Here is a 22,679-nt window from a genome sequence, read left to right as displayed (position 1 = left end):
AAATATAGACATGAAACTTAAATACTACTATTCGTTATTCGGCTATTTATTTCTCGTATTAACTAACATGGTTGAGGCTCAACAGATGACTTCTGTAAACGAGCTGGAGAAATTCTACAAAAAGCATAAACACACTTTACCTAACCCTTCTGAAGGCTGGCAAGAAGTCTGGATAATTATGCCAAAAGAAAAAGACTTTATCAATGAACATCAAACAGAACTTGTCAATGCAAGAGTTTATGTAGAAGATGGAGTAATCTCAAAGGTTTATTATGATAATGATAAATATGTTGAGAATGTATATGGCATTGATAAAGTGAAAAATGGATCAGCATCCTTTCAAAAGGTTTATTTAGACTTGAATTACAATGTAACAGAAGTATTTACTGCTTTTACTCACAAAGTAATTTTCAAAGATCATCAAGCGGATGTTCAATCACCTATTGAGAGGGATTCTTATCATGGGAATGTGGTTTTCTTCTCTAATGAAAAGAAAGTAGACAAACATGGGTTTTATGTATTTGTCAAGGATCTAGATAATGATGACTATGATTTCCTAGGTTACCTTAATAAAAAATGTAAAGATGAAGCAGACTGTGAATCTTTAGAAAGTTTGAGAATACCTTTAAGAAGAGGGAATTATGAAGTATTCACTGTCCAAAATAAAATTCAATTTGACCGAAGGATGCCAATGAAGAAACATGATTTAATCGTTGCAGAAAATCAATGTCAAATGATAAAGTTAGAAGCAAATAACTAAAAGAAAAGGGATATGAAAATTAATTCATATCCCTTTTTTTATATCGGAAAAGATATCCTAGTGAATACCTTTCATTAATCTATTTAAGATTGGTGATACAGCAAAGGCTACTAATGCTGCAATAAATGCATATGCAGTAATAAAGTAGAAGGTATCAAACCCAAAGTCTTCAGAGATTTTAGTCATTGATGCTGCTAAGTAATTACCTAAGGCAATTGAACCCATCCATAGACCCATCATTACTGAAACAATTTTTGGAGGAGATAACTTAGTGATCATTGAAAGACCAATTGGTGACATAAATAATTCACCTACAGTATGGAATAAATAAACCATTACCAACCACATAGGAGAAATTAGTGCTTGAGATTCTTTGTATGAATCATTAGCGATTGCCATGATACCAAAACCTACTCCTAAGAATACTAACGATAAAGCGAACTTTACAGGAGTTCTTGGGTTTAAGTTAGCATCACTTAATCTAGTCCACATAATTGTGAAAACAGGAGCAAGGATAATAATGAATACGGCATTGATAGATTGGAACCATGAAGCTGGAACTTCAAAACCAAAAACATCTCTGTTTGTGTATTCATTGGCAAATGTGTTGAAAGATGTACCTGCTTGTTCGAAACCTGACCAGAATACAATATTGAATACCGCTAAGGCTAAGATTACACCAACGCGACTCCATTCCGTAGAACCAGAAGTGTTTTGGAAAATAGTAAAACCTAAGTAGCTAAAGCCACCAACAGCAATTACTTTAACAATCATATCGATGATGTCACCATCAATGTTTACGATACCCCAGATTACACCATATGTAATTGCAGCTAATCCAATTACGTAAACTAAAATGTTGATCCAATCACCTTTTCCTAATTTAAATTTAGAAGTAGGGTCATCTTTTGGAGGTAAACCTACTGCATGTCCTGTTTCTCCACTCAATACAGATGTTTCTCTAATAAAGAACCAGATTGTAGAAGCAACCATACCGATACCAGCAGCCATAAATCCATATTCCCAACCTACTTTCTCAGCTAATGAACCACCAACAAAGTTAGTGACGAATGCACCCAAGTTGATACCCATATAGAAGATTGTAAAACCACCATCTTTATTTGGGTCATCTGAGCTATATAGACCACCAACCATTGTAGAAATGTTTGGCTTAAAGAAACCGTTACCTATTATCAAAAGACCTAAACCTAGGTACAATGACATTTCTCTTGCAGACACTAATTCTGTTAAACCATATCTAACAGAAGCTGCCATAGTAAACTGACCCAAGGCCATTAGTAAAGCACCAATGTAGATTGATTTTCTTTGACCAATAAGTTTATCAGCCAAGATACCGCCAATGATAGGAGTTACATAAACTAGAGCAGTAAAGATACCATAGATGCTGTATGCTTCAGTTTTCTCTAAACCGAAACCACCATCCATTAAAGTGGCAGTTAAATACAGAACGAAGAAACCACGCATTCCATAGTAGCTAAAACGCTCCCAGAATTCAGTGGCAAAAAGTGTGTAAAGGCCTTTAGGATGACCCGAATGTGTTTTGCTCACAATATTTTTGTTTTGGTTAGTAATAAAAAATAAAATCTTTATTCAATGGAAGTTCGAAAGTGTTCAGTTATTCATTCCACTCTGATAATTGAATTGTGAACTGCAAATATCTAAAATTTTAGCAAAAGAAAAAGTTGATATTAAACATCGTTACAATCATTTTAATATGTTATATTACACTTTTAATAAAAACTAGTATAAAATTAAACTAAAATTAAGAAATGACTTTATCTCTTATCGCTGTAATTTTAGTTCTAGGTATCGCAGGTTTCTTTACATTAATGTATTTCGTTCCTGTTAACCTATGGATTACAGCAATTTTTTCAGGAGTACGTATTAGCTTAATTAGCCTTGTAACTATGCGTATTCGTAAAGTCCCACCTAAAATTATTGTTAACTCATTAATTACCGCAACTAAAGCTGGATTAGAACTAAGTACTACAGACTTAGAAACACACTACCTTGCAGGAGGTCATGTTCCTTCAGTCATTAAAGCTTTAATCTCGGCAGATAAAGCAAACATTCCATTGTCATTTAAGTTGGCAGCAGCGGTTGATTTAGCGGGTAGAGACGTATTTGAAGCTGTTCAAATCTCCGTTAATCCTCAAGTGATCAACACACCATCAGTATCTGCAGTAGCACAAGATGGTATTCAACTTGTAGCAAAAGCAAGAGTAACGGTTAGAGCCAACATCGCTCAGTTAGTAGGTGGTGCTGGTGAGGAAACAATCTTAGCGCGTGTTGGTGAAGGTATTGTAACATCTATCGGTTCTTCTTTATCTCATAAGGAAGTATTAGAAAATCCAGATAAGATTTCTAGACTTGTTTTGGAAAAAGGTTTAGACTCGGGTACGGCATTTGAAATTTTATCTATTGATATCGCTGATATTGATGTGGGAGATAATATTGGAGCCAAACTTCTAACGGACCAAGCAGATGCAGATTTAAAAGTTGCAGAAGCAAAAGCCGAGGAAAGAAGAGCTATGGCGGTTGCAGTTGAGCAAGAAATGAAAGCCAAAGCTCAAGCATCAAGAGCAAAAGTAATTGAAGCTGAAGCAGAGGTCCCATTAGCAATTGCTGAGGCATTTAGAAGTGGTAATCTAGGTATTATGGATTACTATAAACTTAAAAACCTTCAGGCAGATACAACCATGAGAGACTCTATTGCTGAATCAAGCAAGGATGATAATGGTTTCTCTAGATCTGAAGACGAAGATGAAGAATAAATCTAATTAGATTCATCATAAAAAAAGCCATACATTGTATAATAACAATGTATGGCTTTTTACTTATATAATATAAGCTAATTCTAGCTATTTACTTCTTCTTCTTCCGGTGCATCATCAATCATCATGACACAATCTTTACAATTGAATTTAAGTTTATATCGATCTTTTTTCGACTGTAAGAATAAAGGATACTTTACATTTTCCGGTGGTGTCACAAATGTTTCATATTCATCACATAACCCAATTTGGTATCGTAAACAGTGCTTTGTTGTCATCAAGCGAAGCTTACTTTTATCTTCTCTTCCTTCGAACCCTTCTTCAATTTCAGTAACACCATGTTTAGTATAAAATTGGCGAGCAAGCTTATTTAATACATTACCATGGTGATCCCACTTTTGAATTTTAGCAGGGAATGGGTAGCTGTCATCAATTTCCGTGTTTAACCTTGGAGCTTGTTTGTATTCAGCATTTCTTTTAGCCTCAAAAGCATCGATAAGGTCTCTTCGCATTTGATTCAACTTACCACTTGGAATAAAAGGTAATTCACCTTTTGGAAGGGTAACCTCATTGATTAAGAAAATAGTATTACCCGTCTTCTTTAAAGACTTTTGTAAATTTTGTTCAGCTTTCTCTTTATTGGATGCTACTTCAAATGGCTCTTTATAGCTTTGTGACAAAGAATTCCCATATATATCTTTAATCGACAAAGTAATAGTATGGTTTTTCCAAGTCATCGAGATATCACTCTCAATTTTACGAACGGTTTTTTGAGATTTAAGCTCTTTATTGAATGCTTGATCATAATTTCTATAGATTTCTGCACCAACTCGAACTCCCATAACTAACGAAGTTTTAATCCAGCCTTCATTATCAACATGCTCAACCTTCATTCCTTGAAGTTTTTCATATTTATCATAGAAACAAAGACCATCTCCAGGAATAAGTTTTTTGCCATCTTGCATTTCTACAAGATACTGATTGGCTTTGATTTGTTTTACAACACCCACTTTATCGCCTATGGCTTTAGGTGAGTCGAAGTGAACAATCTCAGGGTTTCTTTTTTCGTAAAAATAGGTAGTAAAGCCTCTATTATAGGTCTTTTCCATGGCAGGGTCAAAGTCCAACGTTGTTTTCCCTTGGGAATCAGCAGTGAACTCGTTACCATATTTATCTAATACAAAATCAATACGCTTTCTAAAACTACCAACTTGATTAATGACATAGGACTCATCCTTTAATCTACCTTCAATTTTAAATGATTTGATACCAGCTCTAGCAAGAGGTAAAACATAGTCACTCAAATTAAGGTCTTTAAGTGATAGTAAATGTTTCTGGTTGGCTAGCTTTGTACCATTACTATCAACTAAATCAAACGGTAAACGACAAGGTTGACCACATGCACCTCTGTTAGCTGATCTGTCACCTACGTTATTAGACATATAACATTGGCCACTAAGACTAACACAAAGAGCTCCAGCAACAAAGGCCTCTAATTCTACATTCGTCGCTTTACCAATTTCTTCAATGTCTTTTATTGAGCATTCTCTTGCTAAAACTACTCTATCAAATCCTACTTTTTCTAGGAACTGAACTTTCTCTAAATGTAGGTTGTGAGTTTGAGTACTTGCATGTAAAGGAATAGGAGGTAAGTCCATTTCTAACATTCCCATATCTTGAATGATAAGAGCATCAACACCTGCATCATATAACTGCCATGCTAGTTTATGTGCTTGTTCCAACTCATTATCAAAAAGAAGCGTATTCATTGTAGCAAAAATCTTTGAGTGGAAACGATGTGCATGTTTCGTTAATTTTGCTATATCTGAAACGCTATTGCCTACAGCATCACGAGCGCCAAAATTAGATGGACCAATATATACTGCATCAGCACCATGGTTAATGGCAGCCATACCTATTTCTATATTCTTAGCAGGAGCTAATAATTCAAGAGACCTCATGTAAAGTGTTAAAGTGATGAGAATTGTCTGCAAAGATAAGAAAAAAGGGAATCAAATAGTTTTATGATTCACCTTTTAAATGTAAATGATAGAAACAAAAGAGTTCTGCCATTTACTTTCATAAATATCTCAGATAAAAAAACAGCCAACTTCTTAAATTGAAATTGGCTGTTTCTTCTAAAGACTAAAGAAAAGTTTATTCAGCAGTTTCTTCAATCTTTGGTTTATTGCCTACAGAGCGATCGACTAAAATTGCTACTGAAGCGTCTCCAGTTACATTCACTACTGTTCTAAACATATCAAGAATTCTATCTGGTGCAAGAATTAGTGCAATACCCTCAGAAGGTAATCCAACTTGTTCAAGAACAATAATTAGCATGATAATACCAGCACCAGGAACTGCAGCAGCACCGATTGATGCTAATGTAGCTGTAATTACTATCGAAAGTTGTTCGCCTAAGGTTAAATCAATACCAAATACTTGAGCAATAAAAACTGCAGCAACACCTTGGTATAGACATGTGCCATCCATATTAATAGTTGCACCTAATGGTAAAACAAAACTTGTTGTTTCTTCGGATACACCTAATTCTTCTTCAACTTGCTTCATTGTTACCGGTAATGCTGCGGCAGATGAGCTTGTTGAAAACGCCATCATCTGTGCAGGGAAAATCCCACGGATGAAAGTCGAGAAATTTACCTTTGCAAATACTTTTAGAATAGTAGGATACACTACAGTAATCATTATAGTTAATCCCATTACAACTACTAAAGAGTAGAAACCTAATGCAATTAATAATTGGGACGCCTTAGAAGGATCGTCTCCTGTGAAATCTGTAATTAGGGATGTGATTAATGCGAATACCCCATAAGGAGCAAATAGCATTATAAGATCAACCATTTTTAAAATGACCTTATCAAGACTATTGAACAAGTTTTTAACAGCCTTACCATGTTCAGAAGGAATTGCAACTAAAGCAATACTAAATAATATAGCAAAGAAGATTACTTGTAACATATTACTGTTACTGCTCATCGCATTGAAGATATTACCGGGTACCATATCTAATAATGGCTGTAATGGGCTTCTTTGTTGAACAGCTAAAGCCATCTGCGTTTTGGAAGAGGCAGTATCGGCAAACTTGGTTAAAAAGGTTTCTCTTAACTCGTTGGAAAAGCCTGCACCGGGTTGGAAAAGGTTAACCAGAACTAATCCGATAGATACAGCTATAATCGTTGTTGTTAGATAAATTCCAACAGCTCTACCGCCCATCTTTGATAATTTAGAAAGGTCTGTCATGGATGAAACTCCATTAACCAATGAAATTAATACTAGAGGTACGGCAATTAATTTTAGTAGACGGATGAAGATTGTTCCGAAAGGTTTAATCCAATCACTAGAAAACTGGGCAAGTCCGGCATAACTTAAAGATAGACCTAGAAAAAGGCCTAGGACCATACCAATGATGATTTTCCAGTGTAATGCAAGTTTTTTCATTTCTATAATTTATCTCTTTAAAAAGATGTAAATCTGATTTTAATAGTTGATCTATGTAACACGTTGAGTTTGTGTATTTATTACAAGTAGCATAGAGTTGAACATGATCTAATTTCAACTTATTGATAAAATAAATACACAATAGATTTTCAATTTAGTCTCGAAAATAGAAATAGTTACGGTCTTTTGTAATTATTAAGTAAATAAAAGCATAAAAAATAAAAAGAGCTCCTTGTTGAAGAAGCTCTTTTTATGAATTAATTCATCAACTCTGCGTCAATGTACATTAATACCTTATTCATTAAATGAACTCTATCTTTGCCCCTTACATTGTGAGGGTGTCCAGGGTAGGTAAAGAAGTCGACTTGTACTTCATTACTAACACATTCTTGTAAGAACCTAAATGAATGTTGAGGAACTACAACATCATCAATCAAACCATGGATAATTAAAAGTTTATCTTTCAGAAGGTCTGTTTTATTCAGAAGACTTGCTTTTTCGTATCCTTTAGGATTCTTCTGAGGTGTTGACATGTATCTCTCACCATACATCACTTCATACATTTTCCAATCCATAACAGGACCACCTGCAACACCAACTTTGAAAGTTCCTGCCGTTTTTGTCATAAGTGATGTTGTCATAAAACCACCATAAGACCATCCATGAATCGCCATCTTGTCTTGGTCAACATAAGGTAAAGATTTTAAATATTCTACACCTTTGATTTGGTCTGCAATTTCTTCTTCACCTAAATGTAAATGTGTTACTTGTTCAAACTCTTTACCTCTGTTTTCAGAGCCTCTACTTTCTACAGTGTAAATGATATATCCATTTTGAGCTGCTGTTTGCATCCAGTAAGATGCTCCTGCATTCCAACGATTAGTGATAAGCTGTACTCCAGGACCGCCATATACATAAACTATAACAGGGTACTTCTTATTCTTATCGAAGTTAGATGGTTTTATCATTCTTGTATTCAAAATTGTTTTTCCATCAGCAGATGTGATTGTACCTAATTCAATAGGAGAAACATTGAAATCAGCTAATGGGTTTTCAGCGTCAACAATAGTTTTTATTACTTTACCATTGCCATCAAATACAAATTGTTTGTTTGGTGTTGTTGTATTTGAAAAACTTGCCAAGAATAAATTGGTGGTAACATCGTACTGAACTACACTGTATACACCAGATAAAGATGTGATTTTCTTAACAGTTTTCGATTTAATATTCGCCTTATAAACTTGACGATCTAACCCATTGTTATCCGTTCCTAAAACATAAAGATTTTGGTTCTTTCTGTCAAATCCAATTACATCCATAACAACCCAATCACCTTTTGTGATTTGAGCTAATTCTTTACCATCAGTATTGTATAGATAGACATGTTCGAAACCATCTTTTTCTGTTCTCCAGATAAATTCTGTAGTACTGTTTGGTAAAAATTCCATTGGATGAGTTAACGATAAGTATTTATCATCTTTTTCCTCGAATAGTGTTTTTACAAACGCTCCAGTAGAAGCATCGTACTGGTTTAGTACTAGGTGATTTTGGTCTCTATTTAAAATGCCAATAAAGACAAACTTTTCATCAGGACTCCAAGCAATATTTGTAAGATATTGTTCTTTTGGTCCTTCTGTATTTACTTGGATACTTTTCTGAGCAGCTATATTGTAAATGTGAAGAGTTACTTCTTCAGATTTTTGCCCTGCCATTGGGTATTTAACTGGAGCTTCTTTAGCAGGTACTGATGAAATATCAACTAATGGATAGTCTGTAACCATGGTTTGGTCATTTCTGTAATAAGCTAGAGCTGTTCCTTTCGGTGACCAATAAGTACCTTTATGGATTCCAAATTCATTTCTATGAACTGTTTTACCATATTCTATTGCTTTATTAGTCTCATTTGAGATTTGAATTTCTTTACCATCAACAGAGATGAATAAATTATTCTCTTTTGTGTAAGCAGAATTTTTGAAATCTTTTGTGAAATCAACATTTGCTCCATCAAAAGTGGTAGTCACTTGAGATGTTTTACGGTTAAGATCTGTATGATAAACTTTGTTATTGAATTGGAAGACAAAAGAAGAACCATCAATAAATTCTACTCTAGGCAGTTTTGATAGTTTTTCTAATTCTGAGTTTGATTTTTTCAGTTCTTCTAAGGAGATAAGTGAAGTAGAAGTACCTTTTTTTGCATTTACTTTAAGAAAAGCATCTTTTGTTGATTCAACATAGTAGCCTTTGCTATTAGGTAACCATTGTACTGATTTGTATTCTGGGTAGAGTGACCAATAGCCAACAATACCGTCTTTAATACTTAATTCTTTTTTTTGTGCATTTGCTGAAAATACCATCAACAATAACATCACAAAAAATGAAGTTGAGTATGCAATTCGTTTCATTAAAAAGAAAGGTTTTAAATGTATATGTGTTTAATCAGCAACAAAAGTATAGAATAGATTTTTTAATTAATAAACTTTAAATTTAGATAATGTTAAAGTTGAAGAAAAGTGAATTAAAATCATTTATCTTCATCATTTAAAACGCACAACAATGAGAGCCTTAATTATCCTTTTTATTCTAATTTTTAGTAATACTGCTTTTACTCAATCCAAAGTAGAATGGTTAACATTTGAAGAGGCATTACTTAGGAATAAATTAGAGCAAAAACAGTTTATGATTGATATATATACTGATTGGTGCACTTGGTGTAAAAAAATGGATAAAACTACTTTTTCAGATCCCAAAGTTGCCGAATATATCAATGAAAATTATTATGCCGTTAAGCTGAATGGAGAAAGTCATCATGAGTTCCAATTTCAAGGCTCCTCATTTACTGAAGAAGAGCTTGCTGCATTATTATTAAATGGAAATATGAGTTTTCCATCAACTGTTTTTATATGGGTTAAAGGAGATGAGAATTTACAAGCCAATCCTTTACCTGTGCCGGGTTATCAATCTAAAGATAAAATGCATTTAATATTATCTTTTATGCATGAAGCAGCATACGAGGGTGTATCTTTTGAAGATTATAAGATTGAATATAAGTCACCTTATTTTTAAGAATTCCAATCAAATATTTTCAAGAGAATACTTCCCAACTCTAAATATTTTTCCTACATTATATTTTGCTATTACATTCAACTAACACTACTCCTTTGAAGCTATTATACTTTCTATCTTTTCTTCTACTATCATACCATTTGTTTGCGGTTGATCCTTTAGCATCAAAACGTCAAAAAATAGATAGTCTTAAGCAGGTGAATTTCCAACATGAAATGGATGATCATAACATTGATGCATTGTTTCAGTTGTCGGGATTATACTATCAGTATGCTCCAGATTCTTCGATCTATTATCTCAATCAAGCACTTAAAATCGCTCTTCAAACATCTAATCAAGAACATTTACAAAAAGTGTATCATAGGAGAGGCGTTGCAAATTTTTATAAAGCCGAATATGGTGAAGCCTTAAAAGACTACTTTGAAGCAGCAAAGATTTCAGAAAGTTTAAAGGATACTTCTCATTGGAATAACTCAATTCAAAATATCGGTAAAGTGTATGAAGTTCAAGCTGAGCTTGATAAAGCATTAGAATACTATCAAAAAGGATTCTCATTACTAAATGATAACTCTTCCGATGAATTAAAAGCACTTGCTTTTAGTAATATGGCGAATATTAATACCTACATGGAAAATTATGATGAGTCCATATCATATCATAAACAGGCTTTGGCTATTCGACAAAAGTTATACGAAGAAAAGAAGAAAGGAAGTAGAAACGCATTAGCATATTCTTATAACGATATTGCTATAGTTTATCTTCGACTAAATAAGACAAAACAGGCATTAAAAGCTTATCAGGCATCTTATAAAATACTTAATGAAATCAATGATATTAGAGGTCTAATTCATGTTTGTTCAGGACTTTCAGATACCTATAGGACATTAGGAGATAATCGTAAAGCTTTAGAGTATGCGAAAAAAGGGTATAATCTTGTTCAACAGACCGGAGCAAAATTAGAATTGGTTTCAGTCGCTTATCAGCTAGCTGTATTATATGAAGAGCAAAAAGATTATTACCAAGCGTTAAAGTTCCAGAAACTTTCTCATGATATGTATGATAGTGTCTACAATCAAGAAAAGATGAGAGAGATTGCGGATCTTGAAAATCAAGTTCGATTTAGTCAGCAGGAAGCTGAAAATAGATTATTAACTGAACAACAGAAACTACAAGAATTAAAGATGAAGAAACAATGGTTTTTTCTTTTTTCAATCATTGTAATCTGTTTAATACTTGCGGTTTTCCTAGCCTATATTATCAAACAAAAGAACAAGAAAAAAACACTGGCAGAAAGATTAAGTTTAGCCAATGAACAATTACTAACCCAACAGGAAAAATTAAAAGTCTCCTATCAAGAGATTGAGTGTCAGAATGAACGCTTAAATACATTAAATGAAGAGAAGAATCATTTAATAGGTGTAGTTGCTCATGATTTGAGAAACCCTTTGACATCAGCATTAAGTTTATCACAAATTTTAGAATCAGAGCTTAAAGATGAAGAACAAGAATGTATTTCTGGCGTAACAAGAGCCTTATGGAGAATGCAAGAAATGATAACTAGAATTCTAGATGTTAAAGCGATTGAGGCAGGGCATTTAAATCTTGAAATTGTAGAATTTGAATTAGATGAAGTGGTTGAAACGGTAGTTGAGCAACTGACAAAAAAAGCAGAAAGAAAAGGAATAGAGGTGTATCAACGATTAAAGCCTTGTGTAGTATTAGCTGACCCTAACGGAGTTCGTCAGATTCTCGAAAATCTATTGTCAAATGCAATCAAGTTCTCTCCAAAGAATGAGAGAATCGATGTTGAAATAGAGTTTTGTGATCAAGAAAAGGTAAGGTTATCAGTACGAGATCATGGACCTGGTCTTTCTGTAGAAGATAAGGAAAAGCTATTTGGTAAGTTTCAACGTTTAAGTGCAAAGCCTACTGATGGAGAATCATCTACAGGGCTAGGATTAAGTATCGCAAAGAAATTTACTGAGGCCATGAAAGGAGAGATTCATGTTGAAAGTGAAGAAGGTAAAGGAGCCAAGTTTATAGTTACTTTAGTTCGGAAGGTAAAAATGGAAATGAGATAAATTCTATTATAAAAAAAGCTCATGATTTGTAACCATGAGCTTTTATTATTTATATCAATTATTTCTTGGCTACTCTTTCTAGAGTCATCACTAAGAAATCCCAGAATCTATCAACGGTACCAATCTCACACATCTCATCAGGAGAGTGAGGATTTTTAATTGTAGGTCCAAATGAAATCATGTCGAGATTAGGGTAGTGGCTTCCAATAATTCCACACTCAAGACCTGCATGTACTGCATTGACTATAGCAGGTTTATTGAAATATTCTTGATGAATCAATTTCATTTCTTCAAGAATTTCAGAATTAGCATTTGGAGTCCATCCTGGGTAAGCTCCACCATGTTCAACATCGCCTTTTGTAATTGCAAATGCAGCATCTAATTGTTGAGCTACATCGTATTTTGCTGAATCAACAGAACTACGAGTTAATGATTGAACTAATACTTTTCCGTCTTTAACAAGCACTCTTGCCATAGAAGTCGATGTTTCCACTAGGCCTTCTAACTCATCAGACATACGGATCACACCATTTGGAGCAGCATAAATCGCAGAAACTAATGCGTCTTGAGCAACAACATCCATCACTTTAGCTGGAGTATCAATAGATTCAATATTGATCACTAAGTTGGGTTCTGTTACATGTAATTCCTTTTGAATAGTTTTTTCATACTCTTTTACGTAAGCAACAAACTCATCAGCACTTTCTGGAGCAACAACTACATTGGCAAAAGATTCTCTAGGAATGGCGTTTCTTAATGAGCCACCATCAATTTCTGCAATCTCTAATCCGAATTTCTGACGTGTACCCCAAAGTAAACGGTTCATTAATTTATTCGCGTTGCCTCTTCCTAAATGAATTTCACAACCAGAGTGTCCACCTTTTAATCCTTTTAGTTGGATATGGTAAGCAGAACCTTCAGCTGCAACTTCGTCATAAGAATAATTTACATTAGTATCGATACCACCTGCGCATCCAATACATAGCTCATGCTCGTCCTCAGTATCTAGGTTTAAAAGAATATCACCAGTAAGAATACCTGGCTCTAAGCCAAAAGCACCAGTCATACCTGTTTCTTCATCTATTGTAAAAAGACCTTCAATAGGACCATGTTTTAGATCTTTAGAAGCAAGAACACCCATAATTGTCGCTGCACCAATACCATTGTCTGCACCAAGAGTTGTTCCTTTTGCTTTTACCCAATCTCCATCTATATATGATTGAATACCATCAGTGTCAAAATCAAAATCAGTATCGGCATTTTTTTGATGTACCATATCAATATGTGCCTGAAGTACGATACCTTTTCTGTCTTCCATTCCTGGAGTAGCAGGCTTCTTTATGATAATATTACCTGTTTTGTCGACGATGGTTTCTAACCCTAAGTTTTCTCCAAATTGTTTAGTGAATGCAATAATTCTTTCCTCTTTTTTAGAACCACGAGGAATTTCATTCATTTTTTCAAAGTTCTCCCAAATTTGTACGGGCTTTAAACTTGCTACTTCTTTGTTCATGTTTATATATGATTATTCAAATGTTAGTTGAAATCTGTATTGTTTTTTATCAATTAATAGAAGTCGGTTCGGAATTTTTCATTCCAATCTTCCTTCACAAATTCTCTTTGTTGATTTCTATCGACCGTCAATAAAAATGCTTCCCTAGGAATTTCTTCAGCACCTAAACTTTCTAAGTGATCTGTATGCATCTGACAGTCTATGATATCAAAGTTATGTTCTATTAAATTCTTACACAAAGTAATGAAGCCATATTTAGAGGCATTACTTTTATATGAAAACATAGATTCTCCGAAGAAGGCATTTTTCATGGCACCGCCATATAATCCACCAACTAATTCATCATTGTCCCAGACCTCAACTGAATGCATAAAACCAATGTCATGTAATTCAATATAAGCTTCCTTCATTTCATCAGTTATCCATGTTCCACCTTGATCAGGACGATAGATGTTTTGACAAGCCGTAATGACCTCTCTAAAAGCTTGATCAAAAGTTACACGATATTCATTTCGTCGAAATAACTGACGCATACTTTTAGAGACTTTAATATTCTCAGGGTAAAGTACACATCGAGGGTCGGGAGACCACCACAATAACGGATCTTCTGGATTAAACCATGGGAAGACACCTGAGGCGTATGCTTCAATAATTCGTTTTGGAGATAAATCGCCACCAACAGCTAAAATTCCACTTTCATCGGTAAGTCTAGCTGGAGGAAACATCACATTGTCATCTTCTAACTGAAATATTGGCATATAAACGTTTTATTAATTGATTTATCAAACGGCACTCAATTTACAATTTTACTTATGAAAAATAAATCACTAAATGTTTATTCATTTATTTTTAGAATATATTATTAACTATCGCCTTAAAAATAGCCTAATTTACCTTTGAAGTAGAAATGATGTAGTGCAAATAAATTATTGTAGTGGTTGTTTTTGATAATAACAGGATATACGAGCATAAATTGAAATTGACTTTTTAATCTCTATCAAAAACAAACGCTGACATGAGAACTACTTTATTTCTTTTATTAAAATTAATTCTCATTCTGCTTGTTAATCCAGCAGAAGCCAATATCCATTTTTCTTTTGATCAAACAATTAATACTGAAAGTACTTTTACAGATGCGGCAGGGATATATGTCGACCCAGGAGTAACTTTAACTATAACAGAAAATGTAACTTTCAATGGAAACTTAACGTTGCAAAATGGTGCATCATTAATTGTATCCAATGGTGCATTTGTTAGCATATCTGTTAATTTGAATCTAAATAATTCAACACTTACTATTTCTCAGAATAGTATTGTAGATGTGATTAATGGTCAATTGAACTTGCAAGGTTACGGTGGAAATACTGATAAAGTAGTGATCGATAATGCAGCATTATTTGTAGATGAAATCCATTCACAAAATATCGGTGGACATGAAATTGAATTGAATAATAACAGTTTGTTACTTGTCAACGATTTCATTCAATACAATCAAACACTTACTACTAATACTAAAAATGGAGCAGTCGTAGTAGGAAACAATGTTCAAGGAGCTAATGTCAATTTAGATTTTGGTGATAGTTGTGGGGATTTAGACGGTAGCTTCTCATGTGATACTTTTGAACGAAGTAGTGCAGATATAGCTGACATTTCTAGAATTATTCAATATGGGCGTCAAGAAATTGTTGCGGGTACAGACTTTAACACTGTAGTAGATTACATACAAGGCGGAGGAGATTTTGAAGATGGATATGATTTGCCTGTTGAGCTAGTTCGTTTTGAGGGTTGTATAAAAGACAATACTACGCATATAATTTGGGAAACAGCTACGGAAGAAAATAGTGATTATTTTATACTTTATTACTCAAATGATAAAAAGAATTGGAAAGAGGTAGATAGAGTAAATGCGGCAGGGAATTCGAATGGTTTACTTCAATATCAAATAATTCATGAGATAGAGTCAGAAGTATCAGTACATTACTATAAGTTACATCAAATTGATTTCGATGGTAGAGAAGAAATGTTTGAGGAAATTATGATACGTTCTCAGTACGAGTTTGCCGAACCTTCATTTACTATTAAAAATGCGTCAGTTCATTTAGACTTTCTTGATAATACATCACAGAAACATATTGAGATATATGATGTAATCGGAAATCTTGTTGTTAGTCGTGATGAAACCGAGTCACAAATTTCTATTCAATCGATAAATAAGGGCAAAATATATATTTTAAAGGCCATGTATGGTCGACAGTATTACATCAAAAAGTTTGTGATATTAAATTAAAATGAACAATCATAAAAAAATATTTGTGAATCGTAATGAAAAACTGATCCAAGTCACTATTTTTGTGGGTCTATAAATTTTAAGTGCGAAATCAAATAACATGCAACTAATTGACGGAAAAGCAACTTCAAATGCAATCAAAAAAGAAATTGCTGAGGAAGTAAGAAAACTGACTGCCGAAGGAGGCAAGAAACCACATTTAGCCGCTATTTTAGTTGGTGAGGACGGTGCGAGTAGAACGTATGTTAACCATAAAGTAAAATCTTGTGAGCAAGTAGGGTTTACTTCATCGTTATACAAGTTTGATGCAGACATCACAGAAGAAGATCTTCTAAAAACAATCGATGAGTTAAACAATAATGATGATATCGACGGATTTATTGTTCAACTTCCACTACCTAAACACATCAACGAAACAAAAGTAACGGAAGCAATCGACCCTAATAAAGATGTTGATGGTTTCCACCCAACAAACTTGGGTAAGATGATGTTAGGTCTTCCAACTTTCCTTCCTGCCACTCCATATGGTATTGTTCAATTATTGGATCGTTATGGTATCGAGACTTCAGGAAAGAAATGTGTAATTATTGGTAGATCTCATATTGTAGGTACGCCAATGAGTCTTTTGATGTCTAGAAATGCAAAAGTAGGTAACTGTACAGTAACTCTAACACATAGTAGAACACAAAACTTAAAAGAGGAATGTCAGCAAGCTGATATCCTTATTGTAGCTTTAGGTAGAGCTGAGTTTGTAACTGCTGATATGGTAAAAGAAGGAGCTGTAGTTGTAGACGTTGGAATTACAAGAATTGATGATCCTTCAAAAAAATCAGGTTTCAGCCTTAAAGGTGATGTGAAGTTTGACGAGGTAGCTGAAAAAGCTTCTTGGATTACTCCAGTACCAGGTGGTGTGGGTCCAATGACAGTTGTTTCATTATTAATGAACACTTTGGAAGCTGCAAGAAGAAAATCTGTTAAGGAATCAGTATAGATTAGCATAATCGCAAAATATTTTTATAATTTTGCAAATCGAGTCCTTTAAGGGTTCCCTCACCCCTTAAAGGACTTTTTTATCTCAGAAAAAAGGAAACATGGTTAAGCATTTAGAATATACTACCAAAGAAAAGGTACAGAAAGGACTTTCACTTCCAGTAATGGAGGCGTTTTATACAATTCAGGGAGAAGGAGCATTTTCAGGTCATGCAGCTTATTTTATAAGATTAGCGGGTTGTGATGTTGGATGTGTTTGGTGTGATGTAAAAGAATCATGGGAGCAAGACAAGCATCCTGTTCTTGATATTGAAGAAATTGTTGAAGATGCAAAGAAACATCCTGGTCGCTTAGCTATTATTACAGGAGGAGAGCCATTAATGCATCAATTAGGGCCATTAACTGAGATGTTGAAAAATGAAGGTTTCTCGATCAATATTGAAACTTCAGGAACTCATCAATTTACTGGTCACTTAGATTATGTTTGCCTGTCTCCTAAAAAATTTAAAGCTCCAGTTGATGAAGCTTATGATTTAGCAGATGAATTTAAAGTGGTTGTATACCATAAATCAGATATTAAATGGGCTCTTGGTTTGGCAGAAAAACTTCGATCAGAATGTAAATTATATATTCAACCAGAATGGTCAAAAAGAAGTGAGGTGACTCCAATGTTAGTCGATTTTGTTAAAGAGAACCCAGAATGGCTATTGTCATTACAAACTCATAAATATATTGACATACCTTAATTTTATTTTTAGGGTCCACCGATTATAAGAAGGATTATGTATATAGAAGTACATAATCCTTTTTTTGTGCTTATACTTTCCTTTTCATCACTTAAAATCATAAAACTTAAGTCAGAACTATTAACTCTTAAACCATAAATCCTTAACTTAGTATTTAGTTTTTAATTTAGATTTTTTAGTACACCTTACTTTTCGAATGCGCACAGGTACCAAAGACTTCATCAACCAATGGCTGTTCAAGTATCAAACTACTGTATTTAGATATGAAAGGTTATCTTCAATAGTTACTTCGTTTGTTGCTATCGTATTAGTGATTTTTGAATATGGATTTTATTTAGAGAAAACAGATATGCTGTTTATCAGAAGTATAATCCCATTCTTATTCTTTGTTTATATCACTAATTATTTTCTTAGAATTATTTTCACCAATTACCGTTGGAATTATATAAAATCCACTTGGGTAGAAGGCTCCTTTTTGGCTCTAATTACTTTTATTGGACTATTTCATTTTTTTGTGGGATTTCACTTTGATCCTGAATCTAATGCGAATTATCGCCATTTTCTTTTTGGTGCATTAGTATTTCTAGTACTTGTAGAGTCTACAAAAGCTTCAGTGATACTTTCACAATTTAAAATAAAGCCATCTACAACTTTCATTTTTAGTTTTATCTTTTTGATACTTTTTGGAACCTTTTGTTTGATGCTTCCAAAATCCACCATTGGAGAAACAAGTATGAATTTCTTGGATGCTTTATTTACTTCAGTAAGTGCATCATGTGTAACAGGCTTAGCGGTAGTAGATACTGGCCAATATTTTACTGAAAAAGGACAGCTAGTAATTCTTCTATTAGCTCAATTAGGCGGTATTGGAATCGTGTCATTTGCAACCTTCTTTGCGACTTTTATGTCAAAAGGTGTTTCGTTAAAGCATAAAACGATCATTCAAGATGTATTGAGCTCAGAAGACCTTTCTTCGGCAACTGGTTTATTAAGAAAAGTAATTTTCCTGACACTATTGATTGAGATTTTAGGGGCTATTGCCATTTTCTTTGCATGGGATAGTTCTTTGGAGTTTAACAGTATGACTCAGAAAGTATGTTACTCAATCTTTCATTCAGTCTCCGCTTTTTGTAATGCTGGTTTTAGCTTATTTCCTGATAGTTTAAATACAAGTATTACAGGGGATGATACGACTCGATTTTTCCATCATGGAATCATAGATCTTAGGCATATGTATGGCCTACACATGGTTATCGGCATCATAATTATTTTTGGTAGTTTTGGTTTTACAACGATTGAAGAAATCTTTTCACCCAAAAAGATAAAAGATAGATTAAAGAACCCTTGGAAAAAATACTCTATAGGAACTTCTATCAGTTTATACTCAACTATTATTTTGATAATTGTAGGAATGCTGACGGTATTCTTCTTAGAAATTGATTCTTTAAGGGAAGATAGATCACTTGTAGAATCGCTTATAGCTGCTTTTTTCCAATCAGTAACTACCAGAACTGCAGGTTTTAACTCAATGGATTTTGGAAGTATGCGACCAGCTACAATTCTTGTGATGATTTTCTTAATGTTTATTGGTGCAGCGCCTGGTTCAACAGGTGGAGGTATTAAGAGTAGTACCTTTTACCTGTTATTGCTTAGTTCTATTGGTATAATAAGAGGACAAGAAAGAATAGTGGTGCGAAAAAGAACAATATCAGATGATAACATTAAGCGATCATATTCAATTTTTATGTTCGCCTTAATATATAATATGGTAGCTCTATTTATTCTTAGTATCACTGAGTTAGATAATCCAAATATTGATATTCTACCTTTAATATTTGAACAAATATCAGCTTTTGGAACTGCAGGTTTAAGTATGGGTATTACTGGCGAGTTGTCATCAATTGGTAAGGTAGTGATCATTCTATCCATGTATATTGGTCGAGTAGGGACACTTACTTTAGCCTTAGCATTAAGTTCTACTGTAAATACGAACTCCTTTAAATATCCTGAAGCTCATGTTATGGTGGGATAATTTTTAACGATAAAACCTTTTTAGTTTTAAAAAAAAGAGCTCAAAATATTTATAGCTAAACCAAGAAATAATAAATGTGAGAAATATTATTGTAATGTCAACTGATAACGATTTAGTAAAACTTTGTTTATATAAGGTATTTCGTAGACAAACATCGATAAAGTTCATTATAATTGGGTGAAGTAGATAAATACTATAAGTTATTTTACCCATTTTAATGAGAATACTTGATTCATTTAAACTTAAAAATGATATCTTTTTTGTTAACGCTAGTGAAGCAATTAAAAACGTAAAAAGAATAGATTTTATTAATCTTCCAAAGATAGGATTATATTCTCCGAAAATAAATTCTGTTCCATAGAATAAGACAAACAGTATAAAAGATAGGGTTGTTAAGTGTGACGCAGTATTAGTCTTTTGAAATAAACGATAGACTATATCAAATTCTTTAATTATTAATGCAGCTAACCCTCCAATTATTAAATCAATAAGAACTGAAAAAGTATGAAAATATAATATTGTAGGATTTCCGGAGTTATTGTGTCTAAAATTCAAAGAAAACATTCCTATCAAAAGAATGATGTAAATCCAAGACTTTCTTGGTAAGAAGAAAATTAATGGCCATAATAAATAAAATTGTTCTTCAACCGATACAGACCAAGTAACATTTTGAGACATTGCACTATGTCCAAAAAAATTATCAAAAATATTAATAATATCAAAATTGCTTAAAAAGGAGAAATAATATAAGCTATTTGATTTGAGAGTATTATCTATACCTAAAAAACCTTTTATCGTTGGTTGTAAAATAAATGTAATAATTAGCACAGCATAATATAGTGGCCATATTCTTAATATTCTTCTAATATAAAAATGAATTAAATTTAATTTCCCCTTATAATCAATTTCAGTTATGATAAGAAAAGTAATGAGAAAACCACTTAAGTTAAAAAAAATAGAAACACCAGTACCACCATTGAATAATGTTTTAAGTATAATAAGTAGAGTTGTTTTTTCTTGGTAAAACCTTTCTAAGGTTTGAATTATTGTATGGTTAAATAAAACCATTATCGCTGCAATAAACCTTACAAGGTCAAGATTTTTAAAATAGATGCTTTTATTATTCATATTAATTTTTCATTGCTAAGATATGTTAGTAATACCTTAGCAATGAAATGACTTTTATTGATAGTATTGTTAATTATGGCCCACCAATTGCTTAAGTCCAGACATTACTAATTTCCCTGAAGCTGGATTTGTAGCTAAAGGAATATCATAAAGGTCGCAAACTCTCATCAGCATTTGTACATCTGGTTCGTGTGGATGCTTTCCAAGTGGATCTCTAAAGAAAAATACTGCATCTACATCTCCTTCGGCTACCATCGCAGCAATTTGAGCATCACCACCTTTTGGACCTGAAAGTTTACAATCTACTTCCAATCCTGCCTTCACTAAGTGGCTACCTGTTGTACCTGTAGCAACAATTTGTACACCAGAAAGTAGGTCCATATAATCTTTAAAGAAACCAACCATTTCAGCCTTTTTGCCATCATGGGCAATCATAGCCACCCTTTTTAATTCTTTGTTCATAGTTTATTGTTTTTCGATTTCGTTTCAATTTATGTCTTATTTCTTCATAGAAACATGACTTTTATTAGTTGAATAGATTTTACTCCAATAAGTAAGTGAAATTAAAGTATTTATTATTCAACCTCGTTCGATTCTTCTTTCTTTTCTTTTTCTTGATCTTTTTCTTCAATCCATTCTTTATAGAATAAAAGTCCTTGTTCCACAGCATACATATAAAATGATAAGACAAGTACTGTGATATGGATATTAAACAATGTATAAGAGACTACAGACATTAAACCAAAGAAAACAAGGTAAAATAAAGAGTCTTGTAGTAATTCAACCAAGAAATGATCTGAATCAAAGAATTTACCCATAAAAACAGTGACAGGGTCTTGGAATGTTAATGCTTTATGAGAGATATAAGTAAAACATAAAAAGACAAAGAGGAAGAAGCCAATAGTGATTTTATTATAACCTCTTTCTAATGTTAAAAATGCATTGACAAGAATAAGAGGTCCAGGCATAAAACCATAAATCGTTTTATGAATATCTCGATCCTCGAAATCACCTAACACGATGATTCTATCTTTGGTGTATTCTTCTGTGAGAAATGGAGGTAATGATAAGAACTCTTTCAGTTGAAGATACATATAATCATTCTTTACAAAAATGTCATAAGGTCGAATAGGGTAGTCTAAGATATATCCATTAAGAATGTAGTTCCCTCTAAATTTATTGAATAAAAATCCTTCTTCTATTTTCTCATTATGGATATTCTCAGCCATAATTAGAGGTGTAGACTTTAAAGAGTCACCTTGTATTAAATGGTACTTTAATAAAATAGTCTCCTCATGATTTAATTCCTGAACTTGAAGGTCACTTAAGCCTAATGGGACTTTAACCACAGGGAATTTAGGAACACCTCCGGGACCTTTATGATAGGAAACAATCGTATTCTTCACTTTGGCAAACTCAGCCTCCATTAAACTATCATCTTCAGATTCATCATAAAAGCGAATATCAATCAGAGCATATTCATGATTATCTGGATTTTGATTGAGTGTTTGTAGGAATTTAGTGACTGACTTCCTGTTTGTAATATCAACATTACCAATAACAAAGTCATTAGTATCTTTTTTTGCTGTTAAATCTTTCTCCCAAGAACAATTAATAAATAAAAAACGGTCTTTAGAAGGTTTGTCTTCTGCTTTAAATAAAGTGTTCTTGACCATTGACATGGTCTCAATTAATAGAATTTCATCGGGCATTACATATACTATAGACATGTAGAACATTAACCCAATGATCATTATAATGGCATGAATTGAAGAAATACCCCACATTAATGGTTTATTTCTCTGCATTCTAAAAATTATACGAT

The 22,679-nt window shown here is 33.2% G+C and carries 17 protein-coding genes; 8 read left to right on the top strand and 9 right to left on the bottom strand.

Going from position 1 to position 22,679, the window contains the following annotated elements:
• Positions 1-10: 10 nt before the first annotated feature.
• A complete protein-coding gene (locus tag QL232_RS11205) occupies positions 11-760 on the top strand; it encodes a hypothetical protein (RefSeq protein WP_281614182.1) in 750 nt (249 codons plus the stop codon).
• 57 nt (positions 761-817) lie between these two features.
• On the opposite strand, the gene QL232_RS11200 is transcribed toward QL232_RS11205, so the two are convergent.
• Complete coding sequence (locus tag QL232_RS11200; RefSeq protein ID WP_281614181.1) at positions 818-2,329, bottom strand: peptide MFS transporter; 1,512 nt, start codon at positions 2,327-2,329, stop codon at positions 818-820.
• A gap of 221 nt (positions 2,330-2,550) precedes the next feature.
• On the opposite strand from QL232_RS11200, the gene floA reads away from it, so the two are divergent.
• Positions 2,551-3,555, top strand: coding sequence for a flotillin-like protein FloA (gene floA / locus QL232_RS11195; protein WP_281614180.1), 1,005 nt, complete (start codon positions 2,551-2,553; stop codon positions 3,553-3,555).
• 83 nt (positions 3,556-3,638) lie between these two features.
• On the opposite strand, the gene QL232_RS11190 is transcribed toward floA, so the two are convergent.
• The 3 genes from QL232_RS11190 to QL232_RS11180 form a co-directional block, all read right to left on the bottom strand.
• Positions 3,639-5,516 (bottom strand): U32 family peptidase, encoded by a 1,878-nt coding sequence (locus QL232_RS11190; protein ID WP_281614179.1) that lies wholly within the window; start codon positions 5,514-5,516, stop codon positions 3,639-3,641.
• Positions 5,517-5,712: 196 nt separating this feature from the next.
• Positions 5,713-7,014 carry a dicarboxylate/amino acid:cation symporter gene (locus tag QL232_RS11185; RefSeq protein ID WP_168883236.1) on the bottom strand — a complete coding sequence of 434 codons (1,302 nt, stop codon included), beginning with the start codon at positions 7,012-7,014 and terminating at the stop codon, positions 5,713-5,715.
• A 257-nt stretch (positions 7,015-7,271) separates the two neighbouring features.
• Positions 7,272-9,416 carry a DPP IV N-terminal domain-containing protein gene (locus QL232_RS11180; protein ID WP_281614178.1) on the bottom strand — a complete coding sequence of 715 codons (2,145 nt, stop codon included), beginning with the start codon at positions 9,414-9,416 and terminating at the stop codon, positions 7,272-7,274.
• 151 nt (positions 9,417-9,567) lie between these two features.
• Between QL232_RS11180 and QL232_RS11175 the strand changes: the two genes are divergently transcribed.
• Together QL232_RS11175 and QL232_RS11170 are read left to right on the top strand one after the other, a co-directional pair.
• Entirely contained in the window at positions 9,568-10,077 is a 510-nt protein-coding gene (locus tag QL232_RS11175) for a DUF255 domain-containing protein (RefSeq protein WP_281614177.1), read from the top strand.
• A 95-nt stretch (positions 10,078-10,172) separates the two neighbouring features.
• The gene (locus QL232_RS11170) at positions 10,173-12,158 is read left to right on the top strand and encodes an ATP-binding protein (protein ID WP_281614176.1); all 1,986 of its coding nucleotides are present in this window, start codon (positions 10,173-10,175) and stop codon (positions 12,156-12,158) included.
• A 58-nt stretch (positions 12,159-12,216) separates the two neighbouring features.
• Here QL232_RS11170 and QL232_RS11165 read toward each other — a convergent pair whose 3' ends face one another.
• Positions 12,217-13,671 carry an aminoacyl-histidine dipeptidase gene (locus QL232_RS11165; protein WP_281614175.1) on the bottom strand — a complete coding sequence of 485 codons (1,455 nt, stop codon included), beginning with the start codon at positions 13,669-13,671 and terminating at the stop codon, positions 12,217-12,219.
• A gap of 53 nt (positions 13,672-13,724) precedes the next feature.
• A complete protein-coding gene (gene aat, locus QL232_RS11160; RefSeq protein WP_168883231.1) occupies positions 13,725-14,429 on the bottom strand; it encodes a leucyl/phenylalanyl-tRNA--protein transferase in 705 nt (234 codons plus the stop codon).
• 257 nt (positions 14,430-14,686) lie between these two features.
• Here aat and QL232_RS11155 point away from each other — a divergent pair, with 257 nt between their 5' ends.
• The 4 genes from QL232_RS11155 to QL232_RS11140 all read left to right on the top strand — a co-directional run bounded on the left by QL232_RS11155 (position 14,687) and on the right by QL232_RS11140 (position 19,726).
• Positions 14,687-15,958 (top strand): hypothetical protein, encoded by a 1,272-nt coding sequence (locus QL232_RS11155; protein ID WP_281614174.1) that lies wholly within the window; start codon positions 14,687-14,689, stop codon positions 15,956-15,958.
• Between the two features lie 100 nt (positions 15,959-16,058).
• Complete coding sequence (gene folD, locus QL232_RS11150) at positions 16,059-16,949, top strand: bifunctional methylenetetrahydrofolate dehydrogenase/methenyltetrahydrofolate cyclohydrolase FolD (protein ID WP_281614173.1); 891 nt, start codon at positions 16,059-16,061, stop codon at positions 16,947-16,949.
• A gap of 100 nt (positions 16,950-17,049) precedes the next feature.
• On the top strand, positions 17,050-17,694 hold the full coding sequence (locus QL232_RS11145; RefSeq protein WP_281614172.1) for a 7-carboxy-7-deazaguanine synthase QueE: 645 nt from the start codon (positions 17,050-17,052) through the stop codon (positions 17,692-17,694).
• Between the two features lie 196 nt (positions 17,695-17,890).
• Positions 17,891-19,726: a potassium transporter TrkG gene (locus QL232_RS11140; RefSeq protein WP_281614171.1), complete on the top strand. Its 1,836-nt coding sequence runs from the start codon at positions 17,891-17,893 to the stop codon at positions 19,724-19,726.
• Between the two features lie 3 nt (positions 19,727-19,729).
• Here QL232_RS11140 and QL232_RS11135 read toward each other — a convergent pair whose 3' ends face one another.
• From QL232_RS11135 to QL232_RS11125, 3 genes are all read right to left on the bottom strand, one after another.
• A complete protein-coding gene (locus QL232_RS11135; protein WP_281614170.1) occupies positions 19,730-20,854 on the bottom strand; it encodes an acyltransferase in 1,125 nt (374 codons plus the stop codon).
• A 69-nt stretch (positions 20,855-20,923) separates the two neighbouring features.
• The gene (locus tag QL232_RS11130; protein ID WP_168883225.1) at positions 20,924-21,316 is read right to left on the bottom strand and encodes a methylglyoxal synthase; all 393 of its coding nucleotides are present in this window, start codon (positions 21,314-21,316) and stop codon (positions 20,924-20,926) included.
• Between the two features lie 113 nt (positions 21,317-21,429).
• A complete protein-coding gene (locus tag QL232_RS11125) occupies positions 21,430-22,662 on the bottom strand; it encodes a hypothetical protein (protein ID WP_281614169.1) in 1,233 nt (410 codons plus the stop codon).
• Positions 22,663-22,679 lie beyond the last annotated feature (17 nt).

Origin of the sequence: Flammeovirga sp. SubArs3, assembly GCF_947387565.1 — a bacterium.
Lineage (GTDB): Bacteria > Bacteroidota > Bacteroidia > Cytophagales > Flammeovirgaceae > Flammeovirga > Flammeovirga agarivorans.
Note: the sequence above shows the minus strand (reverse complement) of the source record. Positions and strands in the feature narration are given on the sequence as shown.

Bases quoted from the DNA above. Each gene is read 5' to 3' on its own strand.
- QL232_RS11205 (WP_281614182.1), top strand. From the start codon at position 11: ATGAAACTTAAATACTACTATTCGTTATTCGGCTATTTATTTCTCGTA.
- floA (WP_281614180.1), top strand. From the start codon at position 2,551: ATGACTTTATCTCTTATCGCTGTAATTTTAGTTCTAGGTATCGCAGGT.
- QL232_RS11190 (WP_281614179.1), bottom strand. From the start codon at position 5,516: ATGAGGTCTCTTGAATTATTAGCTCCTGCTAAGAATATAGAAATAGGT.
- QL232_RS11185 (WP_168883236.1), bottom strand. From the start codon at position 7,014: ATGAAAAAACTTGCATTACACTGGAAAATCATCATTGGTATGGTCCTA.
- QL232_RS11180 (WP_281614178.1), bottom strand. From the start codon at position 9,416: ATGAAACGAATTGCATACTCAACTTCATTTTTTGTGATGTTATTGTTG.
- QL232_RS11175 (WP_281614177.1), top strand. From the start codon at position 9,568: ATGAGAGCCTTAATTATCCTTTTTATTCTAATTTTTAGTAATACTGCT.
- QL232_RS11165 (WP_281614175.1), bottom strand. From the start codon at position 13,671: ATGAACAAAGAAGTAGCAAGTTTAAAGCCCGTACAAATTTGGGAGAAC.
- aat (WP_168883231.1), bottom strand. From the start codon at position 14,429: ATGCCAATATTTCAGTTAGAAGATGACAATGTGATGTTTCCTCCAGCT.
- QL232_RS11155 (WP_281614174.1), top strand. From the start codon at position 14,687: ATGAGAACTACTTTATTTCTTTTATTAAAATTAATTCTCATTCTGCTT.
- folD (WP_281614173.1), top strand. From the start codon at position 16,059: ATGCAACTAATTGACGGAAAAGCAACTTCAAATGCAATCAAAAAAGAA.
- QL232_RS11145 (WP_281614172.1), top strand. From the start codon at position 17,050: ATGGTTAAGCATTTAGAATATACTACCAAAGAAAAGGTACAGAAAGGA.
- QL232_RS11140 (WP_281614171.1), top strand. From the start codon at position 17,891: ATGCGCACAGGTACCAAAGACTTCATCAACCAATGGCTGTTCAAGTAT.
- QL232_RS11135 (WP_281614170.1), bottom strand. From the start codon at position 20,854: ATGAATAATAAAAGCATCTATTTTAAAAATCTTGACCTTGTAAGGTTT.
- QL232_RS11130 (WP_168883225.1), bottom strand. From the start codon at position 21,316: ATGAACAAAGAATTAAAAAGGGTGGCTATGATTGCCCATGATGGCAAA.
- QL232_RS11125 (WP_281614169.1), bottom strand. From the start codon at position 22,662: ATGCAGAGAAATAAACCATTAATGTGGGGTATTTCTTCAATTCATGCC.